This window comes from Altererythrobacter sp. TH136, assembly GCF_007065885.1.
Lineage (GTDB): Bacteria > Pseudomonadota > Alphaproteobacteria > Sphingomonadales > Sphingomonadaceae > Tsuneonella.
In genome coordinates this window covers 371276-389125 of record NZ_CP041409.1, presented here as the reverse complement: position 1 = coordinate 389125, position 17850 = coordinate 371276, and the positions used below count along the sequence as shown (strand labels likewise).

At 63.5% G+C, this 17850-nt stretch carries 17 protein-coding genes and 1 tRNA gene; 8 read left to right on the top strand and 10 right to left on the bottom strand.

Annotated features, from left to right (window positions below):
- Window positions 1-27: 27 nt before the first annotated feature.
- Window positions 28-3084, bottom strand: a complete 3057-nt coding sequence (locus tag C0V74_RS01940) for a TRCF domain-containing protein (RefSeq protein WP_246844988.1) — start codon at window positions 3082-3084, stop codon at window positions 28-30.
- Window positions 3085-3497: 413 nt separating this feature from the next.
- On the opposite strand from C0V74_RS01940, the gene C0V74_RS01935 reads away from it, so the two are divergent.
- Window positions 3498-3716: a hypothetical protein gene (locus C0V74_RS01935; protein WP_246844924.1), complete on the top strand. Its 219-nt coding sequence runs from the start codon at window positions 3498-3500 to the stop codon at window positions 3714-3716.
- A 199-nt stretch (window positions 3717-3915) separates the two neighbouring features.
- Here C0V74_RS01935 and C0V74_RS01930 read toward each other — a convergent pair.
- Window positions 3916-3992 (bottom strand) — tRNA-Arg (locus C0V74_RS01930).
- A gap of 79 nt (window positions 3993-4071) precedes the next feature.
- On the opposite strand from C0V74_RS01930, the gene C0V74_RS01925 reads away from it, so the two are divergent.
- Complete coding sequence (locus C0V74_RS01925; protein WP_143250389.1) at window positions 4072-5229, top strand: acyl-CoA dehydrogenase family protein; 1158 nt, start codon at window positions 4072-4074, stop codon at window positions 5227-5229.
- On the opposite strand, the gene C0V74_RS01920 is transcribed toward C0V74_RS01925, so the two are convergent.
- Window positions 5223-5597 carry a hypothetical protein gene (locus C0V74_RS01920; protein ID WP_143250388.1) on the bottom strand — a complete coding sequence of 125 codons (375 nt, stop codon included), beginning with the start codon at window positions 5595-5597 and terminating at the stop codon, window positions 5223-5225. The two genes, C0V74_RS01925 and C0V74_RS01920, sit on opposite strands and share 7 nt — an antisense overlap.
- Before the next feature lie 122 nt (window positions 5598-5719).
- On the opposite strand from C0V74_RS01920, the gene C0V74_RS01915 reads away from it, so the two are divergent.
- The 3 genes from C0V74_RS01915 to C0V74_RS01905 all read left to right on the top strand — a co-directional run bounded on the left by C0V74_RS01915 (window position 5720) and on the right by C0V74_RS01905 (window position 8645).
- A complete protein-coding gene (locus C0V74_RS01915) occupies window positions 5720-6040 on the top strand; it encodes a septum formation initiator family protein (RefSeq protein ID WP_207912368.1) in 321 nt (106 codons plus the stop codon).
- Between the two features lie 122 nt (window positions 6041-6162).
- Window positions 6163-7248 (top strand): pyruvate dehydrogenase (acetyl-transferring) E1 component subunit alpha, encoded by a 1086-nt coding sequence (gene pdhA / locus C0V74_RS01910; RefSeq protein ID WP_246844923.1) that lies wholly within the window; start codon window positions 6163-6165, stop codon window positions 7246-7248.
- On the top strand, window positions 7248-8645 hold the full coding sequence (locus C0V74_RS01905; RefSeq protein ID WP_143250386.1) for a pyruvate dehydrogenase complex E1 component subunit beta: 1398 nt from the start codon (window positions 7248-7250) through the stop codon (window positions 8643-8645). The genes pdhA and C0V74_RS01905 overlap by 1 nt, the downstream gene beginning before the upstream one ends.
- A 3-nt stretch (window positions 8646-8648) precedes the next feature.
- Here C0V74_RS01905 and C0V74_RS01900 read toward each other — a convergent pair whose 3' ends face one another.
- The 6 genes from C0V74_RS01900 to C0V74_RS01875 all read right to left on the bottom strand — a co-directional run bounded on the left by C0V74_RS01900 (window position 8649) and on the right by C0V74_RS01875 (window position 14424).
- Window positions 8649-9338, bottom strand: a complete 690-nt coding sequence (locus C0V74_RS01900) for a pilus assembly protein (RefSeq protein ID WP_210413430.1) — start codon at window positions 9336-9338, stop codon at window positions 8649-8651.
- Window positions 9335-9922: a TadE family protein gene (locus C0V74_RS01895; protein WP_143250384.1), complete on the bottom strand. Its 588-nt coding sequence runs from the start codon at window positions 9920-9922 to the stop codon at window positions 9335-9337. The genes C0V74_RS01900 and C0V74_RS01895 overlap by 4 nt, the downstream gene beginning before the upstream one ends.
- Complete coding sequence (locus C0V74_RS01890; RefSeq protein WP_143250383.1) at window positions 9919-11835, bottom strand: Tad domain-containing protein; 1917 nt, start codon at window positions 11833-11835, stop codon at window positions 9919-9921. The genes C0V74_RS01895 and C0V74_RS01890 overlap by 4 nt, the downstream gene beginning before the upstream one ends.
- 77 nt (window positions 11836-11912) lie before the next feature.
- A complete protein-coding gene (locus tag C0V74_RS01885; RefSeq protein ID WP_143250382.1) occupies window positions 11913-12344 on the bottom strand; it encodes a TadE/TadG family type IV pilus assembly protein in 432 nt (143 codons plus the stop codon).
- A complete protein-coding gene (locus C0V74_RS01880) occupies window positions 12341-12739 on the bottom strand; it encodes a TadE/TadG family type IV pilus assembly protein (RefSeq protein WP_168194128.1) in 399 nt (132 codons plus the stop codon). Before C0V74_RS01880 ends, C0V74_RS01885 begins: the two co-directional genes overlap by 4 nt.
- A gap of 53 nt (window positions 12740-12792) precedes the next feature.
- Window positions 12793-14424 carry a TadE/TadG family type IV pilus assembly protein gene (locus C0V74_RS01875; protein ID WP_210413429.1) on the bottom strand — a complete coding sequence of 544 codons (1632 nt, stop codon included), beginning with the start codon at window positions 14422-14424 and terminating at the stop codon, window positions 12793-12795.
- A 160-nt stretch (window positions 14425-14584) separates the two neighbouring features.
- On the opposite strand from C0V74_RS01875, the gene C0V74_RS01870 reads away from it, so the two are divergent.
- Both C0V74_RS01870 and C0V74_RS01865 read left to right on the top strand, forming a co-directional pair.
- Complete coding sequence (locus C0V74_RS01870) at window positions 14585-15241, top strand: squalene/phytoene synthase family protein (protein ID WP_143250379.1); 657 nt, start codon at window positions 14585-14587, stop codon at window positions 15239-15241.
- 32 nt (window positions 15242-15273) lie between these two features.
- Window positions 15274-15735 (top strand): hypothetical protein, encoded by a 462-nt coding sequence (locus C0V74_RS01865; RefSeq protein ID WP_143250378.1) that lies wholly within the window; start codon window positions 15274-15276, stop codon window positions 15733-15735.
- Here the strand turns inward: C0V74_RS01865 and trmFO are convergent.
- On the bottom strand, window positions 15732-17081 hold the full coding sequence (gene trmFO, locus C0V74_RS01860) for a methylenetetrahydrofolate--tRNA-(uracil(54)-C(5))-methyltransferase (FADH(2)-oxidizing) TrmFO (protein ID WP_143250377.1): 1350 nt from the start codon (window positions 17079-17081) through the stop codon (window positions 15732-15734). The two genes, C0V74_RS01865 and trmFO, sit on opposite strands and share 4 nt — an antisense overlap.
- 66 nt (window positions 17082-17147) lie before the next feature.
- Here trmFO and C0V74_RS01855 point away from each other — a divergent pair, with 66 nt between their 5' ends.
- Window positions 17148-17795 carry a lysoplasmalogenase family protein gene (locus tag C0V74_RS01855; RefSeq protein WP_143250376.1) on the top strand — a complete coding sequence of 216 codons (648 nt, stop codon included), beginning with the start codon at window positions 17148-17150 and terminating at the stop codon, window positions 17793-17795.
- The last annotated feature ends 55 nt before the right edge of the window (window positions 17796-17850 follow it).

Sequence of the window (17850 nt, the reverse complement as noted above, 5' to 3'; positions counted from 1 at the left end):
AACCGCTTCCCGATGCTATGCAGCCACTCATGCAGCACTAAGCAAGTCTTCTAGCAGGGAGCGGGTTCGCTCCAGACGCTCGTCAGGATTTTCGATCGCGTCTTTGAGCAGGAGGCGTCCACCGCTCGTTTCAAGACCCGCCCCATCGGGAGGTGACAGTGCCTTCCTCGGCGTTAGTGCGATTGCCGCTGGCCCAGCGTCGATCCGCTGTATCTCAGCCAGGCGAGCCAGCATCCGGACACGTGAAACCTCAAGCAAGCGATCAGCTTCAGGTGGAAGTGCTCCGAAGCGGTCATGAATCTCGGCCTCGAAGTCGTCGACTTCGGAGGGCTGGGTGATGCGCGCCAGTCGGCTGTAAAGGGTGATGCGCACGTCCGCTTCCGGAATCCAGCCTTCGGGCAAGCTGCCTGATACACCCAAGTGCAGCTCGGGTGTCCAGTGCTCGACGGCCTCACCACGTGCGGTGCGCAGTGCGCTTTCCAAAAGGTGCTGGTAAAGATCGACACCGATCAGCTTCATGTGGCCCGCCTGGGTGTCTCCCAACAAGTCGCCGGCGCCCCTCATATCGAGATCTCGCGCACTGATGGCGAACCCTGCGCCTAGCCGGTCAAACGCCTGAAGCGTGCGTAGCCGCTTCAAAGTGCTGTCGGCGATCTTGGCTTCTGGATCCGTCAGCAATAGTATCTGTCCGCGCCGGCTGCCGCGTCCGACCCGGCCTCGCAACTGGTGAAGCTGAGACAGCCCGAAGCGATCGGCGCGCCACACGATCATCGTGTTAGCCCGCGGCACGTCCAGCCCTGCCTCGATGATGTTGGTTGCCAGCAGCACGTCACCATCCCCAGCCGCAAACTGCACCATCGCTTCGTCAATGTCCGCGGCGGCCATTTTGCCGTGAGCTTCGCGGATGCGCAGCTCTGGCACCAGTTGCGCGAGCTGCTTGGCCATCGGCTCCATGTCTTCAATCCGCGAAACGACCACGAAGCTCTGCCCGCTCCGTCCTTTCTCGCGCAGTAGCGCGGTACGCACGGTGGAAGCTTCGAATACTCCCACGCTTGTGCGGATGGGCTGCCGCCTGGCTGGCGGCGTCGCGATCACGGAAACCTGCTGCAAGCCGACCAGTGCGGTCTGCAAGGTTCGCGGAATGGGCGTCGCTGTGAGCGTGAGCATGTGGCAATCGGCCGACAGTCCGCGCAGCTTTGCCTTGTCCGCTGCGCCGAAGCGCTGCTCCTCGTCGATGACAACCAGGGCAAGGTCCTTGTAGGTCGCGCCAGCCAGCGCACCCGTACCGATCGCGACATGGATCGTGCCGGCAGCAAGTCCAGCCTTGACCTTCTTTTTCTCCGCCGCGGTGGACAGCCTGGACAGCCCTTCGACCACTACCCCAGTGCCTTCGAACCTTCGACGAAAGCTCTCCAGGTGCTGCCGCACGAGAACAGTCGTCGGTGCGGCAATGATGACCTGCTGGCCTGCAAGCGCAGCAAGGGCTGCAGCGCGAATGGCGACCTCGGTCTTGCCATAGCCAACATCGCCCACAACGAGGCGATCCATCGGCTTACCCGCGGCGAGCTCTGTTCGAACTGCCGCGATTGCACGCGCCTGATCCGGTGTTTCGGTAAATGGAAAGCCGGCGGCAAAGCGCTCGTAAGCGGCCGCATCAGGGTCAATCACGACCGCCGATCTACTCGCCCTTTCCGCAGCGAGCGCCGCCAGTCCACGTGCGCTTTCTGCGATCGCCGTATCGATGGCGAGGCGGCGCTTTTCCCAGCTCGAACCGTCCAGGCGGTCCAGCGTCACTGCATCCGCTTCCGCTCCATAGCGCCAAATGCGATCGGCATCGGCAGTGGGCACTAATCGGCGTGTCTCACCGGCATACTCGAGGACGATTGCGTCGCTCGCTTCCTCGTCCCCGGCGATGATCGGTTCCAGACCAACTACGCGGCCGATCCCGAAGTCCTCGTGGATGACTACGTCGCCCAGATGGATCTCACCGGTTCCGCCATGAAGGACGTCCATCCCGGTGGTCGTTTCACTTCCTGTTGCGGCGCGGCCTCCGAGCAGGTCGCTGGCGGCGACGACTAGAAGTCCAGCTTGGGACCATCCGCGATCAACCGGCATCTCAAGAAACGAGACGGTACCGGGCGGGGCCTCTTTTATCTCGCGCCAGCTGTGGGCGGTTCTCGGTTCGAAAGCACCTGCCTTAGCCATGCGCCGATTGAAGAAACGCAAGTCGCGCTGGGCGCCCAGAACCGCGACCTTGCCGCCTTCGTCGAGCGTGCTCTTCGCCGCTCGATTAAACTCGCGCAAAGGGGTCCGGCTTTCCACGAACCGTCGCCCGTCTTCGGCGATGGGAGTAGGAACCACCTCCCTATCGGCCAGGACCTCATCCCACTTATCTCTATCGGCTACCGGTGCCGAGCGCCCGCCGGCGTCGAGCGACAGAGCGACAAAGCGGTCTCGGCGGCGCGACGCGTCGGGATCGCTCGCTATTGCGGCTCCGGGCAGGTGATCGAATAAAGAGACCCAATCGTCTGCGACTGGCGGCTCGAACACACGGCCGATCTCGATTGATTTAATTTCCTCGATCGCAACCTGTGTAGCGGGATCGTAGACCCTAATTGAGATAATTCGGCCGTCTTCGACCTCGACGCGGACAGGGTTGATGGCATCAGCCGGAAACAGGTCCACTACCAACCCACGCACCGCCATTTCGCCCGGTTCATCCACCCGGTCGTCGGCAAAGTAGCCAATTTCTTCGAGAGCGGCCGCGAAAGTTTCCAAATCGAGATGCTCACCGAGGGTCAGTGCCGGCGGTGCTGCGTCAAACGAAGAGGGAGGGGGATAGGCGCATGTCGCGGCTTCGGCTGTGGTGACAAGCGCGATTTTCTGGCGTCCGGCGATCGCCTGGGTCTGCCGCAACAAGCGCAGCGCGGCCACGCGTCGGCCCACGTTCGCTGGGGATGCCGGCGCCGTTTCGCCAGGAAGCGCGTCAGTTGATGGACAGTGGATCACAAGCGCGTCGGGCGCTGCACATTGAAGTGCCGCAGCCACTGCTTCAGCCCGCTGTTCGTCTGAAGCGACCAGCATGATGTCTCGGTCGATTAAAGCTTCGGCGAGCGTTACGGCAATCAGTCCGACCGAGGCCAGGATCGGCCCAGGTCGAGCGATTTCTGGAAGCCCGCTCGGGCTCCCTACATTTGCGTGCATCGGCAACTCCGGACGCAACCGGAGGGCTGCGCGCGGTAAACGGGAGATGGCAGGGCCAGTTCCCCGCACCGCCCGCTGGCTCGGAGCCAGCGGAAAGGACGTCGTCGATCAAAGCCGCGCATAGCGAAGGTCCGAAGGTCACGCCGCGCTTATCAAAGCTGACGTTCGGCAAGTGTGATGGCGTTGTGCACCATACAAATGACCCTTCCCAGGGAATTGAACGCGCCTAACAATCTCGGGAACGATCCCAGAATGCATGTGTTCGAGGGTCGCGCAGGGAAGAGGAGATGAACATGACCATCCAGAAGTTACCTATCGCACTCGCAGCGGCAGTGCTCGCGATCTCACCGATCGCCGCTCAAGCTGCGCCTCGCGCATCGGCGCCGGTCACTGAGGAAAGCGAGATGGCCGGGAACGGCTTAGTCTGGTTTGGCATCGCTGCGGCCATTGCCGTTGTTGTTCTCGCGGTAATCGCGGCAACCGACGATGATGACGACTCCATAAGCGCGTAATCACTACAACCGGCGATCGGACGGGGCCCATCGGGGCCCCGTTTTCGTTTGCGGCGAATTGATTTACGGCGAACGCCGACGCAGGCCGATCTAGAGGACCAGAGTTTCGGAAGCCGGACACATGTGTCGCTGAGATCCCTCTGGGTTCCCTATACGTTACCGGCAATCCGAATGGGTTACGCCTGGATCGTTGTTTTTTTGGTGCGCCCGACAGGATTCGAACCTGTGGCCCCCAGATTAGGAATCTGGTGCTCTATCCTGCTGAGCTACGGGCGCGCCGTCGGGGGTCTTATCGAGCGGCCAGCCGCCTGACAATCGCGCTTGCGCGCCGACCTGCACCCGCTAGGCATCGCACATGGACGAGCGAGAAGACCTGGCGGAGATCCGCCGCGCGGTGCGCGCGCTGTGCGCAGAGTTTCCCGGAGAGTACTGGCGCGAAAAGGACCGTGAGCGAGGCTACCCGGCCGAGTTCGTCGACGCGCTCACCCGCGCCGGCTTCCTGGCAGCGTTGATTCCCGAGGATTTCGGCGGCAGCGGGCTGATGCTCGATGCGGCGGCGGTGATCATGGAGGAAATCCAAGCAGCCGGCTGCAATGGCGCCAGCGCTCACGCGCAGATGTACATCATGAACACGCTGCTTCGGTATGGCAGCCCAGAGCAGAAGAGCCGGTATCTGGCCGGCATCGCCAGCGGCGAATTGCGGCTGCAGGCGTTCGGCGTGTCCGAACCGACCAGCGGCACCGATACCCTGTCGCTCAAGACGCGGGCGGTGCGGGAGGGTGACCAGTACGTGGTCAACGGCCAGAAGATCTGGACCAGCCGCGCCGAACATTCCGATCTGATGCTGCTGCTGGCGCGGACCACGCCGCGCGAGGAGGTGGCCAAGCGCACGGAGGGGTTGTCGATCTTCCTCGTCGACATGCGAGAAGCCGTCGGCAAGGGGCTGACGATCAAGCCGATCCGAACGCTGATGAACCACTCCACGACGGAAGTGTTCTTCGATGATCTGCGCATCCCGGCAACCGCGCTGATCGGAGAGGAAGGGCAGGGCTTTCGCTATATTCTGTCCGGCATGAATGCAGAGCGCATCCTGATCGCGGCGGAATGCGTCGGCGATGCCAAGTGGTTCATCGACAAGGCGGCCGGTTACGCGAAGGAGCGCCAAGTATTTGGCCGCCCCATCGGACAAAACCAGGGAATTCAGTTCCCTATCGCGCGATGTTACGCCCAGATGCGGGCCGCCGAACTGATGGTCCACCACGCGGCGCAGGCATATGACGCGGGAGGCAACCCCGGTGAATATGCCAACATGGCCAAGCTGCTCGCCAGCGAAGCGAGCTGGGCAGCGGCGGACATGTGCGTGCAGACCTTCGGCGGCTTCGGTTTTGCCGAGGAATACGATGTGGAGCGCAAGTTTCGCGAGGCGCGGCTGTATACAGTCGCGCCGATCAGCACCAATCTGATCCTGTCATATCTGTCAGAACATGTGCTGGGACTGCCGCGCAGCTATTGAACCTCCATCTGCTCTGCTGACCGAAGCAGCGCCCGCTCGGCGTGCGCAACCGCCGCGGGATCGCTAACGTCGATGCCGCTGCGTGCAACTCGCAGGTGCCAGCCTGCGTCCTTGCGGCAGGCGATGCCGGAGACGGCTTCGCCCAAAAACGCCCGGCAGGGTACGCCCCCGGGATCGGTGAAGCTTCTGATTACTCGCATCCCCGGTCCATCACCCGGGCGGTCGAGCGCGCGCGCGAGTTCCTCTCCGGCAAACGTCAGGCCATCCTGGTTTATAGTGGGATCGTCGGCCAACAGCCGAATCACCAGCACGGCGCTGACTATAAGGACGCCTGGAATCAGCACACGAAGGAAGCGTCGCGAGGTCATGATGCCCGTTCTAGCCGCGGATCGGTGCACGGGAAGCACAATCAGGGGACAGTTCGAACCGGTTGGCAATCCCAGACGTCAATGCACTTGAATCGCGCGGTTAACTGTGATTCAGATGCTGTGTGACGCGTGAAGGGCATACCATCAGTTCCCCCAGGGAACGGCTGACACAGGGCAGCGCGCTGTTCGCGCTGTTGCTGCTGACAGGACTTGCGATCGCGGGGCCGAGCGGGCTGCTCGCGTGGAGCGAGAACCTCCGATTGCTCGATCAGCGCAAGGCGGAAATCGCGCAGCTTTCCCACCAGCGTGACGAGCTGAAGATCCAGGTCGAGGCGCTGGATCCCAATCACGCCGACCCCGACCTGGTGGGCGAACTGATCCGCAAGAACCTCAATGTCGTCCATCCCGACGAGGTCATGATCACCCTGACGCCGCAGCGCTAGGGCTGCAGCTTTCCCCTACGGCAGTTTCCGGTCTGCGCGGATTGCGCGGACCGATGCCTTGCGCCATAGCCACTCGCGCGACGCCACCTCCCCGGCGAGAACAACACACGAGGACCCGCACCTTGGCCAGACCCGCCAGCAAGGGCAAACTCGCGGCTTCCGCCGCGCCTGCCACGTCAGACGATACCGATTTCGCTCTTCATTCTCTGCAGGAAAAGCACGCGCAATCACCGCGTTATCAGGCGAACGACGAAGAGCTTGCCAAGTTCTACGAGCAGATGCTGCTGATCCGCCGGTTCGAGGAACGCGCAGGTCAGCTCTACGGGCTCGGGCTGATCGGCGGTTTCTGTCACCTCTACATCGGCCAGGAAGCCGTCGCGATCGGGCTGCAGAGCGCACTCGACAGCGACAAGGACAGCGTGATCACCGGCTACCGCGATCACGGTCATATGCTCGCCTATGGCATTGATCCCAAAGTGATCATGGCCGAACTGACCGGACGTGAGGCCGGGATCAGCAAGGGCAAGGGCGGGTCGATGCACATGTTTTCGACCGAGCATAAGTTTTACGGCGGGCACGGCATCGTCGGCGCCCAGGTCGCGTTGGGCGGGGGCCTCGCACTGGCGCATCAGTATCGCGGCGACGGTGGGCTGTGCCTTGCGTATTTCGGCGACGGCGCGGCCAACCAGGGGCAAGTTTACGAGACCTTCAACATGGCCGCGCTGTGGAAGCTTCCGATCGTGTTCGCGATCGAGAACAACGGTTATGCGATGGGCACCGCGGTCAAGCGTAGCTCCGCAGAGACCGAGTTCTACCGCCGCGGCACAGCGTTCCGCATTCCCGGCATGGACGTCAATGGGATGGACGTGCTGGAGGTGCGGCAGGCGGCCGAAGTCGCGTTTGCCCACGTGCGCGAAGGCAACGGGCCGGTGCTGATGGAGCTAAACACCTATCGCTATCGCGGACACTCGATGTCGGACCCCGCCAAGTACCGCACTCGCGAAGAGGTGCAGGATCAGCGTGAGCACAACGATCCGATCGAGCGTGCGCGCAAGGAACTGATCGAACGCGGCCGGAGCGAGGACGAATTGAAGGACATCGACAAGCGCATTCGCGCGCAGGTGTCCGAATCCGCAGACTTCGCTGAAAGCTCGCCGGAGCCGAGCCCTGCGGAGCTTTACACCGATGTATTGGTGGAGGCGATCTGATGGCGCTCGAACTCAAGATGCCCGCGCTCTCCCCCACGATGGAAGAGGGCACGCTGGCCAAATGGCTGGTCAAGGAAGGCGACGACGTTCGCGCGGGTGACGTGCTGGCCGAAATCGAAACCGACAAGGCGACCATGGAATTCGAAGCGGTCGACGAGGGCACGATCGGCAAGATCCTGGTGGCTGAGGGCAGCGAGAACGTGAAGGTTGGCGAGGTCATCGCCGTCATGGCGGGCGAGGGCGGGGAGGCTGCCTCGACGGCACCGCCGGCAGAGCCTGCTACCGAGCAACAGGCGCAGGAATCTAACGCGCCCCAGCCCGCGCCGACCGCCGGCGCTCACCGCGCCGAGATCGAGCATGAATTTCACAACAAGGGTCCGGCCCGCGATCCAGAGGTTCCCGAAGATACGGCAATGAAAACCGTGACCGTGCGCGAAGCCTTGCGCGATGCGATGGCCGAAGAAATGCGCCGAGACGACCGCGTGTTTGTGATGGGCGAGGAAGTCGCCCAGTATCAGGGCGCATACAAGGTCACCCAAGGCCTGCTCGACGAATTCGGGCCGAAGCGGGTGGTCGATACCCCGATCACCGAATACGGGTTCGCCGGCGTCGGTGCGGGGGCGGCGATGGGCGGCCTGCGCCCGATCGTGGAATTCATGACGTTCAACTTTGCCATGCAGGCGATCGACCATATCATCAATTCGGCCGCAAAGACCAACTACATGTCAGGCGGCCAGATGCGCTGTCCGATCGTGTTCCGCGGGCCCAACGGCGCGGCGAGCCGCGTCGGGGCGCAGCATAGCCAGAACTTCGCTCCGTGGTACGCCAGTGTTCCAGGCCTGATCGTGATCGCGCCGTACGATGCCGCCGATGCCAAGGGGTTGCTGAAGGCCGCGATCCGCAGCGAAGACCCGGTCGTGTTCCTGGAAAACGAGCTGGTTTATGGCCGGACGTTCGACATACCCGATCTCGACGATCACGTCCTGCCGATCGGCAAGGCGCGTGTTGTCCGCGAGGGGCGTGACGTCACCATCGTGAGTTACTCGATCGGCGTCGGCCTGTCGCTTGAGGCCGCGGAAAAGCTCGCAGCCGAAGGGATCGACGCCGAGGTGATCGACCTTCGCACCCTGCGCCCGCTGGACAAGGCAACGGTGCTAGAAAGCCTGGCCAAGACCAACCGGATGATCGTGGCGGAAGAAGGCTGGCCGACTTGCTCGATCGCGTCCGAAATCATCGCAGTTGCAATGGAGGAGGGCTTCGATCATCTCGATGCGCCGGTCCTGCGGGTGTGCGACGAGGATGTGCCGCTGCCGTATGCGGCCAACCTGGAAGCGCTGGCGCTGATCGACAGCGACCGGATCGTCGCCGCGGCGAAGAAGGTCTGCTACCGCGACTGACGCCTACCCGTAATAGTCGGCGATGCCCTGATACGTGTCGCAACTGGCGACCGCATCAGGATCGCCGGCGTCGCGCTGGTAAACTTGTGCAAGGTCGCGGGTCTCGCGCACGTTGAACGCGGCTGTCGCGGTCATGGTGCCGGCCCTGGTGAACGCCTCCGCGATGAGAGGTTGATACACGTACGCCACCTCGACGAACATCACCGCTTCATCGTCAAACGCGGCGATCTCCTGTCCCACCGGGCCCATGCCGGTCAGCGAGCCATCCAGTCCCGCGCCGGCATCGCCATGGCTTGACCGGTGGCGCAGCTTGCCCATGCAGCGTTGCCAGTGGATGTATTGCTGATCGGCCGTCCCTGGCACGACTTCCAGGCTGGAGAGGATCACGCGGCCGTGCTCGTAAAAGTCCAGCATGTGGCCACCCTGCAGGTGCGCGCCGTACAGCACATCGTTTATGTCGCTCTCGTAGACCTGCGCCTGCGCCAGCGGCGAGTTCTCTCCCACGCGTGAGGCGTGGTCTGCGATCATCACCGCGATCTGGTTGAGCCGCATCTGCGTGATCGCCTGGTTTGCCGTCTCGGCGCCATACAGGCCGGCCGTCATCAGCAGCGGCGCGGCGAGGGCGAACTCGGTCATCGCCACGCCCGAGCGGTGGCGGCGCAGGCCGCGCATCAGGGTCCGCCACCGGGTCATGCGCAATTGAGCACGCTGCTGTGGACGGTCTGCGCGTCCCACGGCTGATTACGCAGCACGGTCACCGCCTCGGACGTAAAGCTGGGCGACAAGCCTACCATCTGTGCCGCCGCGAACGCGCGGGGGTAGGAGACTTGCACCGTGTAAAGGATCGCGTCACGCGCGCCGCCGCCGGTCAATTGGCCGCGGTCATCGTCCCACACTCCGTTGCCGTTGGCATCCTCGAACGGCTCCCCATTGTTGCAAGCCCCGTCGTCATCGACATCGGTATAATCTTCCTCGCGGTCGACGTCGCCAAAGCTGGCATAGGCGCGGCGGGAGAAAGTCATCGTCGCATTGGGCACGATCGCACGGACGGCGGCAGTCACGCGGTCGTCGATCGCGTCGGTGTTGCCTGACGAGGCCTGCACTGTCGAACTGCGGGCAGCCCTCTGTACCGCGCCCTGGAGCTGCGCCTGCATGTAGAAGTTGTACCCCAGCTCGAACATGCCCAGCAGCATCATCAGCAGGACCGGCGCGATCAGCGCGAATTCCACCAGGGTCGCGCCCCGCGTGTCGACTGATAGTGTTCTCGCCCGCCTCATCGCTCGATCCGCAGCTTGCTGAGGTTCTTGACGATGGTCGCGAACGTCGCGGTCAATTCGTCGGCATTGTTCGCTTCGAAATAGCGACCCTCACCGGCGCACGACCGCATGACCGGGTTGAGCGAGGTCCCGAACCCGACGATCCACACGGTGATGTTGCGCTTCTTCACCTCGGCGCACGCCACGGCGAAGCGATTTTCGACCGTCTGGTTGAGCGACTGGGGTTGCGTCCCGTCCCACCGCCGGGCATCGAGCGGTTCCACGCCGTATGTGCCATACGATAGATCGAGCGCGTCGGTCACGCCGTCGGTCAGGAAGATCATGTGCCGCGCGGTTGGCCTGCCGGGATCAACGTCGCCGTTCTCCTCCGCGAACAGGCCGCTGGGTGACAGCAGACGGCCGCCCCAGATCATCCCGATGTCGTGATATGTGTTGCCGGCGGGCGTCAGCGTGTTGAGGTAGCTATCGACTTGGGCAGCGGTCATGGTGCCCAGCTTGCGCGCCCGTGCCGGGCAGGCGGCGAAACCGCCAGCGCCTGGATTGACGTAGTCTTCAGTTGTGGTGACCGGCGCCTTGCTGAAGCTGCCGGTACCGTTCCAGCGCATGGCGCGGGCATAGACAATGCCCGGGTACATCGGCCGCCACTGAGTGCGCGGATCGGTGGCTGTCGGGACCAGGTCGATGTCGAGATCCAGCGCCCGGCTGAGGTCGACGTCTTCATAGTTGGTGATCGGATACGTGTCCCGTTCTTCCATGCAGCCGGCAGCATCGTTGCGCCAGTTAGTGACGTCCAGCGTGACGGGCTGGTAAAGCCACTGCGAAGACGTGTGGTTCACCGGGTCGGTGATCTGATCGTACTCGCGGGTCAGGGCAGCATAAGTCGACTTGGTTATCCGGCACGTCGTTCCGCTGCGCGAGATGCTGTAGGACACGCCGTCGATGATTTGCCGGTAATGGCGAATGGTCCGGGTGCCGGCCGGCGGACCGGCAAACGGTTCGGTGGTTGTGGAGATCAGCGTCGTGGTGGTGGTGGCCGTGCTGGCCGGGGCAGGAGTGTCGCAGCTGTACGAGGCCGACCCGGTTTCGCTCGTCGGCGCGCGATAGGTCGCCGGATAAGTCTGGTAGGGTTCCGACGTGACGGTGCCCGAAATGGTCTGCCAGTTGGCGTTGTAGGTCGTCGTGCCCGTGCTGGTCAGCGTAGTGGCAAGAGTGCGAGACTGGTAGGTCCATTGGTTGACTACCCAGCTGTCATCCAACAGCGACCCGACGTTGACGTTGGTGGAATAAGGCACGAATCCGTACCGGATCCGGGTGCCTGGACCGCTCGCGGCGGCAAGCTGGGCGTAGAAGTCGCGGACGGTAGACCGAAGCACGCTGATCCGGGATGCGCTGTCGCCCGGATTGGTCTGCGCCATCGACCCGGTAGTATCCAGCACCATCATCACATCGGTGTTGGAGAAGTTTATCTGCGCGCTGCACGCCACAGCGATCGGCAGTTCTTCGAAGCCGAAGAGGCGCATGATGGTGGTCGGCAGCTTGATGCTGGCCGCGCCGCTAATTCCGAAATCGTCTTCCAGGCTCATGGTGAAGCGGCGCTCGGTCGACCCATAAGCGCCGTCACGGAAGTTCACGTTGAAGAAGCGCTGGCCGATCTCGCCGGTGGCCTGGGGCACTTCACCCGTCACCGCCGCTTGCGATCCCATCCGTTTGCGGGCCGCCAGCACGCCTGCGTCGCACGCCTGCTGCAACCGGGCCTGGGCCAGGTACGATCGGCTCATGTCCACGGCGCCGCCGACCATCGCCATGAGCGGCGCGATCGCCGCCGCGATCATCGCCAGTGTGTTGCCGCCGCGATCGCGCGCCAGGCGGGCGAACACGCCTGTAACGGGGCAGGGGTTGGCGGCATCCGTCACGCCTGTGGATTAACTCATGGGCCGTGGAAGTTTCGTTTCGGTCGATGGTTAATCCGCTAAGAATAAGCGGCGCAGCTTCATTCCTCGGTGACGAACATCGCCCTTGAATACGTCAGCGAAGGGCCGGAAATCCCTGCAAAATCAAGGAAGGTCGGCAGTTGATACGTTAGCGTCAGGTTCAGCTCGCGCGCGCCCGCGAAGGTCTGCGCGGTGGGTTCATCGACGTTAACCTCGATCCGGCTTTCCTTCAGGAGGTAGGGGCTGGTGGTGGCAACGGCGAGACCCGTGTTCGAAATCTGCGCGTTGGTGAGTTTGTTGGCGGTCTGGTATTCAACCGCGACCTGCCGGGCGGTGTCCGCGACCGCGCCGCGCATGGCGTTATAGGATTGCAGCCAGATTCCGACCTGGAAAACGCCGAGCAGCATCATCAGGAAAACCGGTGCGATCAGCGCGAACTCGATCGCGGCGGAGCCTTCGGTGTCCCGCGTCAGAGGGCGGAGCGAGATCACGAAATCTGCACCGTGCGCCTAAGATGATACTCTAAACTCTTGCCGAAGCCCCAGTGGGTCCAGACCGGCTGGTATTCGTCGCTCAATTCCATTGAAATGTAGGTGGCGAGCGAGTCCTCGCTGCAAGACGGCTTGGCCGTTTCCAGCGCCCCTGCCGCACAGCGATATTTGAAGCTGAGCACGACACGCGCCTCGCTCAGCTTGCTGCTAGCCATCAACTTGGATTTGACCTGGCCCAGCTCTGTTTCGGTGTCCGGAATGATCGCCAGGGCGATCTCGGTCGCCTGTTCGGCGGACGATTGCAGTTCGCTTTGCCGGGCGACCATGCGGCTGGTTTCGAAAGTGCCAATCGACATCACGATGAGCACCGGCGCCACGATCGCGGTTTCGATCAAAGCCGTCCCACCGGTGTGGCGGAGCAGTTGGCGCAGCGTATTTCCCAGACCCGTCACGAGACCAACCTCACTCGATCGTTGGTCTTGAGCACCGCATCGTCTTCCGAAGCGTCCTGGTTGGGAGGGCAGAAGCTTTCCATCGCGGCGTTACCGGAAATGGTGATCGTCGATGCGACCAGCATCAGACACTGGCTGGTCACGCCAGCGGTTCCCCGGATGTCCAGCGCACTCTTCGGCAGGTAAACCGTGCCGTTGAGGACCGTATTCGCGTTGCCGTTGAACTTGTTGCCCGTGTTACCCGGCGAATTCCGATCTTCAAAAATGAGCATCCCGGCCAGTTTCACGGCTTGCTCGTGAGTGACCCCTGCTGTCTCTAGCTGTGAGACGCTCATCGCGGTCAAGTTCACGCTGGAACCGCCATTGATGACAATCCCGGCGCCGTTCTTCAGCACGAACATCACGCCCGTGCCGGTCTGGCTGTATTGAGCGTGGATCGTAAGGGTGCCGCCATCGATCACGTAGAATCCGCTCGAGTACACGACATCGCACTTGAACGTCATGTCGCTGTAAGTGCCCGGCTGCAGCACCAGGGTGCCCGTGACCTCTTCGTCCGGCGTGGTGGTCGTTGACGTGGTCACTTGGTGGGGATTGGTATAAGTGATGGTAATTGTCGTGGTGACGCGCTCGTAGACCTTGTTGCCGCCTGATCCGTCGACCCAGCTGTACCCCGAGTTTGAAGGTCCGTTCACGACCGTATTCGAAGCCGGCGTGGCAGGCAGGGTAACGTTCGTTTCCGTGGTGCTGGTGTCGCTGTTGGTCTTCTTGTATGGCCCGGTGTAGCTAGTCGCGACCCAGTTGTTGCCGTTCTTTCTGAAATAGCCGTACGTTGACTGGGTGCGGGTAACGACCTGATCGGCAACGATGCTGCTGGTTGATGTCGTCGTCGCCTTGCCCTTGGGGCAAACGCCCGTTCGCGGCGTAGGATTGTCGGGCGGCGTCAGTTCAGCAAACGGATCGACCAGTCCGGTCTGGTTTTCCATGATGGTGTCGGTGGTATTGTCCTTGAACCATTGGTCGATGCCGCCCGCAGCGATCAGCCAGCCGGCGTCGATCGTCGGGCTCCCATCGACAGAGATGGCCTCCTCGGCGTCGGATAGCGCGGCGATGCCGCAACCGGCGATGAACTGCGCGCTGCCGCCGATCGTAACCGCGCCCGACGCATCATCATCGACCGCGATCAGGCAACTGGTGAAGGTCACACCCTTCTCGAATGCCGCTTGCGAGCTGACCCGCACCGTGGTCGCGTTTCCGGTAAGGAAGCTGGAGAACGGCAGGGCCTTGCTTGCGGACGCGGTCACCACGACGCTGTTGTTGGTGCCGGTCGCCCAGTTCTCAAGCCGCACGGCGGGATCCGACGCGAAGGCCGTGGTCTGCGACAGGTTGCCAGCGAATTCCTGCTCGGCCCGGGTTTGGTAGCTATCCTCGGTCTCGGGGCTGCTGCGCGCGTAGGCCCCGGCAATCGCGGCCTGATCGGTCGCGTACTGAAGTTCCGACTTCCACATATACCACTGCGACATGTCCACCGCGAACCCGGCGCCGCCGATCAGCGCGGGCATACCCGCGGCAACGATCACCATAGCGTTGCCGCTGGAACTGGCCCGCAACCGCTTGAAGAATTCGCACATTGCCCGCATGAAGCAGTCCTCGGATAAGGGCCCGAAAGCCTTTTCAGGACCGCGCATAGCCCGCGTAGGGTAAGCGCTTCGCCAAGCTTCATGGTTAACGAATCCTTCCCTTCAGGCGGCTTGCTTGACTTTCCGCAATACAATCGAACATCGCCGAGCGGTGCAGCACGCCGACCCGCCTGACCCCGCCACTGCAGTCGCGCTCGCCTGGCAGCCGGCCCGAACCCGGGCCGCGCTCGCCGCCCTATTCGCGCTGGACCGCCGCCTTGCAGGCGTGGTGGCACGCGTGCGCGAACCGATCCTGGCGCAGATGCGTTTCGCCTGGTGGCGCGAGCGGCTGACGCAGCCGGTGGCGCAGCGTCCAGCGGGTGAGCCGCTGCTCGGGGATCTGGCGGAGCACTGGGGCGAAACAAGCAGTCATCTGGTTCCGCTGATCGACGGCTGGGAGGCCTCATTGGGGGAAGCCCCATTGCCCATTGCCGCCCTCCAGGAGTTCGCTGCCGGACGAGGCGCGGCCTTTGCCGCCTTCGCCTCGCTCGCCGGCGTTCCAGACCCCGCAGAAGAGTCAGCCTGCCGTACTGCCGGAGTCCGCTGGGCTTATGCTGAGCTCGCTTGCCGCACGAGCACTCCCGCGGAAGCCGCACAGGCGCGCCAACTGGGCAACAGCGAGACCGGCGCGCGGATGGCTTCGGCCGAGGTGAGGGGGCTGGCGGTGCTAGACGAGCTCTCCCGGAGATCGCTCACTCGTGGCGAGCCTCTGATGCATGGCCGCCGCGCGGCGCTGGCGGCGCTGCGGGTTGGAATGTTTGGACGGTAAGCTATGGTCCGCCCAATAGGGGGTCGCAGCGAATGAACCGGTTAGTCTTGGGGGCCGTGCTGGCGCTCGTCCTCGTCGGCGTAGGCATGTTCTGGTGGCAGGGCAGGGCGCAGGTGGAGCAGGGCGCGCCGCCGCCGATGGCACAGCCGGTCAAGCCTGCCCCTGAGGACCTGCCGACCGATGCCGCCGCCGATCTGCGTGGTCCCGCTCCGCCCGAAGCGACCGAGTTGACCCGCGAGGAACAGCGTTTCTTCCGGTTCGATCGCAACCGGGACCGGCGGATCACCCGCAACGAAATGCTTTCGACCCGCAGCGCAGCGTTCCGCAAGCTCGACAAGAACGGCAACAACCTGCTTGATTTCGAGGAGTGGGCGGTCACCACCGTTCAACGGTTCGAGGGGGCTGACAGCGACGGCGACCGCGAACTCGACATGGTCGAATTTGCCCGCACCGCGCCGAAACCAGCGCAGCGTAAGCCCGCCTGCCGCTGCTAGGCGGGCTCCACTGACCGTTCGCTGACCCACCGCGCAAGGTCTGCCTTGGCGCGATCGGTGTAGGCTTCCTTGCGGACCTTCTTGCGTACTTCGGACAGTAGCGGGAACAGCCCGAAATTGATGTTCATCGGCTGATAGGTCTCCGCCTCGGCATCACCGGTGATGTGCGCCAGCAGCGCGCCAAGCGCGGTCGTGCGCGGCGGCGAGTTCCATTCGCGCCCGCCGATCTCGGCTGCAGCCATGATCCCCGCCATCAGGCCCACCGCGGCGCTTTCGACATATCCTTCGCAACCGGTGATCTGACCGGCAAAGCGCACGTTCTCCGCGCCCTTCAGCCGGAGCTGGCGGTCGAGCACCATTGGCGAATTCAGGAAGGTGTTGCGGTGGAGGCCGCCCAGCCGGGCAAACTCGGCATTCTCCAGGCCCGGGATCGTTCGAAACAGTCGCACCTGCTCGGCATGCTTCAGCTTGGTCTGGAAGCCGACCATGTTCCATAGGGTGCCGAGCTTGTTGTCCTGCCGCAGTTGCACCACCGCGTATGGCCAGCGGCCATTCGGATGTTCGGCGGTGGCCCAGTGGGGGTTGTCCAGCCCGACCGGCTTCATAGGCCCGAAGCGCAAGGTTTCCGGCCCGCGCGATGCCATCACCTCGATCGGCATGCAGCCCTCGAAATAGGGGGTGTTTGCCTCCCATTCTCGGAATTCGGTCTTCTCCCCGTCGAGCAGACCTTGCACGAAAGCTTTGTACTGCTCGCGGTTCAGCGGGCAGTTGATGTAATCCTTGCCTCCCTTGTCCCAGCGCGCCGCCATCCAGCAGGTGTCCATATCGATGCTGTCGCGGTGGACGATCGGGGCGATGGCGTCGAAGAAGGCGAGGCTGTCCTTGCCGGTGGCTTGTGCGATACTGCTCGCCAGCGCCGCGGCGGTGAGGGGTCCGGTGGCGACGATGGTAGGGCCCGCCGCCGGCAACGTATCGATCCGCTCCCGAACGATCTCCACGTTGGGCAGAACGTCAAGCTCCCGTTCTACCGCGGCCGAAAACACGTCCCGATCTACCGCCATCGCAGATCCGGCCGGCACGCGGGCGACTTCGCCGGCACGCATCACCAGGCTGTCGAGCGCGCGCATCTCGTGGTGCAGCAGGCCAACCGCGTTCTTCTCGCTATCGTCCGAGCGGAACGAGTTGGAGCAAACCAGCTCGGCCAAGCCATCGCCCTGATGCGCCGGGGTGCTGTCGCCCCCGCCGCGCATCTCCGATAACCGCACCCGCAAGCCGCGCCGGGCGAGCTGCCATGCGGCCTCGCTGCCAGCCAGACCGCCGCCGATTATGTGAATATCATGTGCCATCGCCGCTGCGCCTAGAGCTTGCACGGCATGGTGTTCAAGGGCAGTTGCACCGGACGGGGGTGAAGGATGGTGAAGCGCGCACTGATCGAGCATCGTCCGTGGCTGTTCGCGGGCCTGGCGATGGCGATCGTGTTCTGGATGGTATCCGGAGGGCCGCTGGGCGGCATGTTCCAGATCGCGCTCAAGGGCGGATCGGTCGCCGCACTCGCGGCTTACGCCCTGTCACGCACATCGGTGCGGGACGGCCGGATGATCGCGGGGGTCATGGCGCATGGCGCGGCAGGCGATGTCGGCATCGAGCTCAGCACCGTGGCCGGCGGCGCCTTCTTTCTTCTCGCGCACCTCGTGGCGATCACGCTTTATCTGCGCAATCGGCGGCCGGACCCGGCGGTATCGCAAAGGTTGGCTGCCGCAGCGCTGGCGATGGGCGTCCCCCTCGGCGCTTGGCTGCTGACCCACGACAGCCTGACAGTGATCTATGCGGTCGCACTGGGTTCGATGGCCGCAAGCGCATGGCTGAGCCGGTTCAGCCGATACCGCGTAGGCGTCGGCGCCCTGCTGTTCGTGATCAGCGACTTGCTCATCTTCGCCAGGCTTGGCGGCGTTTTGCAGCAGTCGCTGACCAGTTGGTTCATCTGGCCGCTTTACTATGCCGCACAGCTACTGATCTGCACCGGAGTTGTTCAGGCAGTCCGGCGGGATCACCGGGCGTAGATTCCTGCATTAAACACAGCGGCGCATCTCTCGCGGCACCGCTATGTCATCAGGC

Bases quoted from the DNA above. Each gene is read 5' to 3' on its own strand.
- C0V74_RS01940 (WP_246844988.1), bottom strand. From the start codon at position 3,084: ATGCTGGTCGCTTCAGACGAACAGCGGGCTGAAGCAGTGGCTGCGGCA.
- C0V74_RS01935 (WP_246844924.1), top strand. From the start codon at position 3,498: ATGACCATCCAGAAGTTACCTATCGCACTCGCAGCGGCAGTGCTCGCG.
- C0V74_RS01925 (WP_143250389.1), top strand. From the start codon at position 4,072: ATGGACGAGCGAGAAGACCTGGCGGAGATCCGCCGCGCGGTGCGCGCG.
- C0V74_RS01920 (WP_143250388.1), bottom strand. From the start codon at position 5,597: ATGACCTCGCGACGCTTCCTTCGTGTGCTGATTCCAGGCGTCCTTATA.
- C0V74_RS01905 (WP_143250386.1), top strand. From the start codon at position 7,248: ATGGCGCTCGAACTCAAGATGCCCGCGCTCTCCCCCACGATGGAAGAG.
- C0V74_RS01900 (WP_210413430.1), bottom strand. From the start codon at position 9,338: ATGACCCGGTGGCGGACCCTGATGCGCGGCCTGCGCCGCCACCGCTCG.
- C0V74_RS01895 (WP_143250384.1), bottom strand. From the start codon at position 9,922: ATGAGGCGGGCGAGAACACTATCAGTCGACACGCGGGGCGCGACCCTG.
- C0V74_RS01875 (WP_210413429.1), bottom strand. From the start codon at position 14,424: ATGTGCGAATTCTTCAAGCGGTTGCGGGCCAGTTCCAGCGGCAACGCT.
- C0V74_RS01865 (WP_143250378.1), top strand. From the start codon at position 15,274: ATGAACCGGTTAGTCTTGGGGGCCGTGCTGGCGCTCGTCCTCGTCGGC.
- trmFO (WP_143250377.1), bottom strand. From the start codon at position 17,081: ATGGCACATGATATTCACATAATCGGCGGCGGTCTGGCTGGCAGCGAG.
- C0V74_RS01855 (WP_143250376.1), top strand. From the start codon at position 17,148: ATGGTGAAGCGCGCACTGATCGAGCATCGTCCGTGGCTGTTCGCGGGC.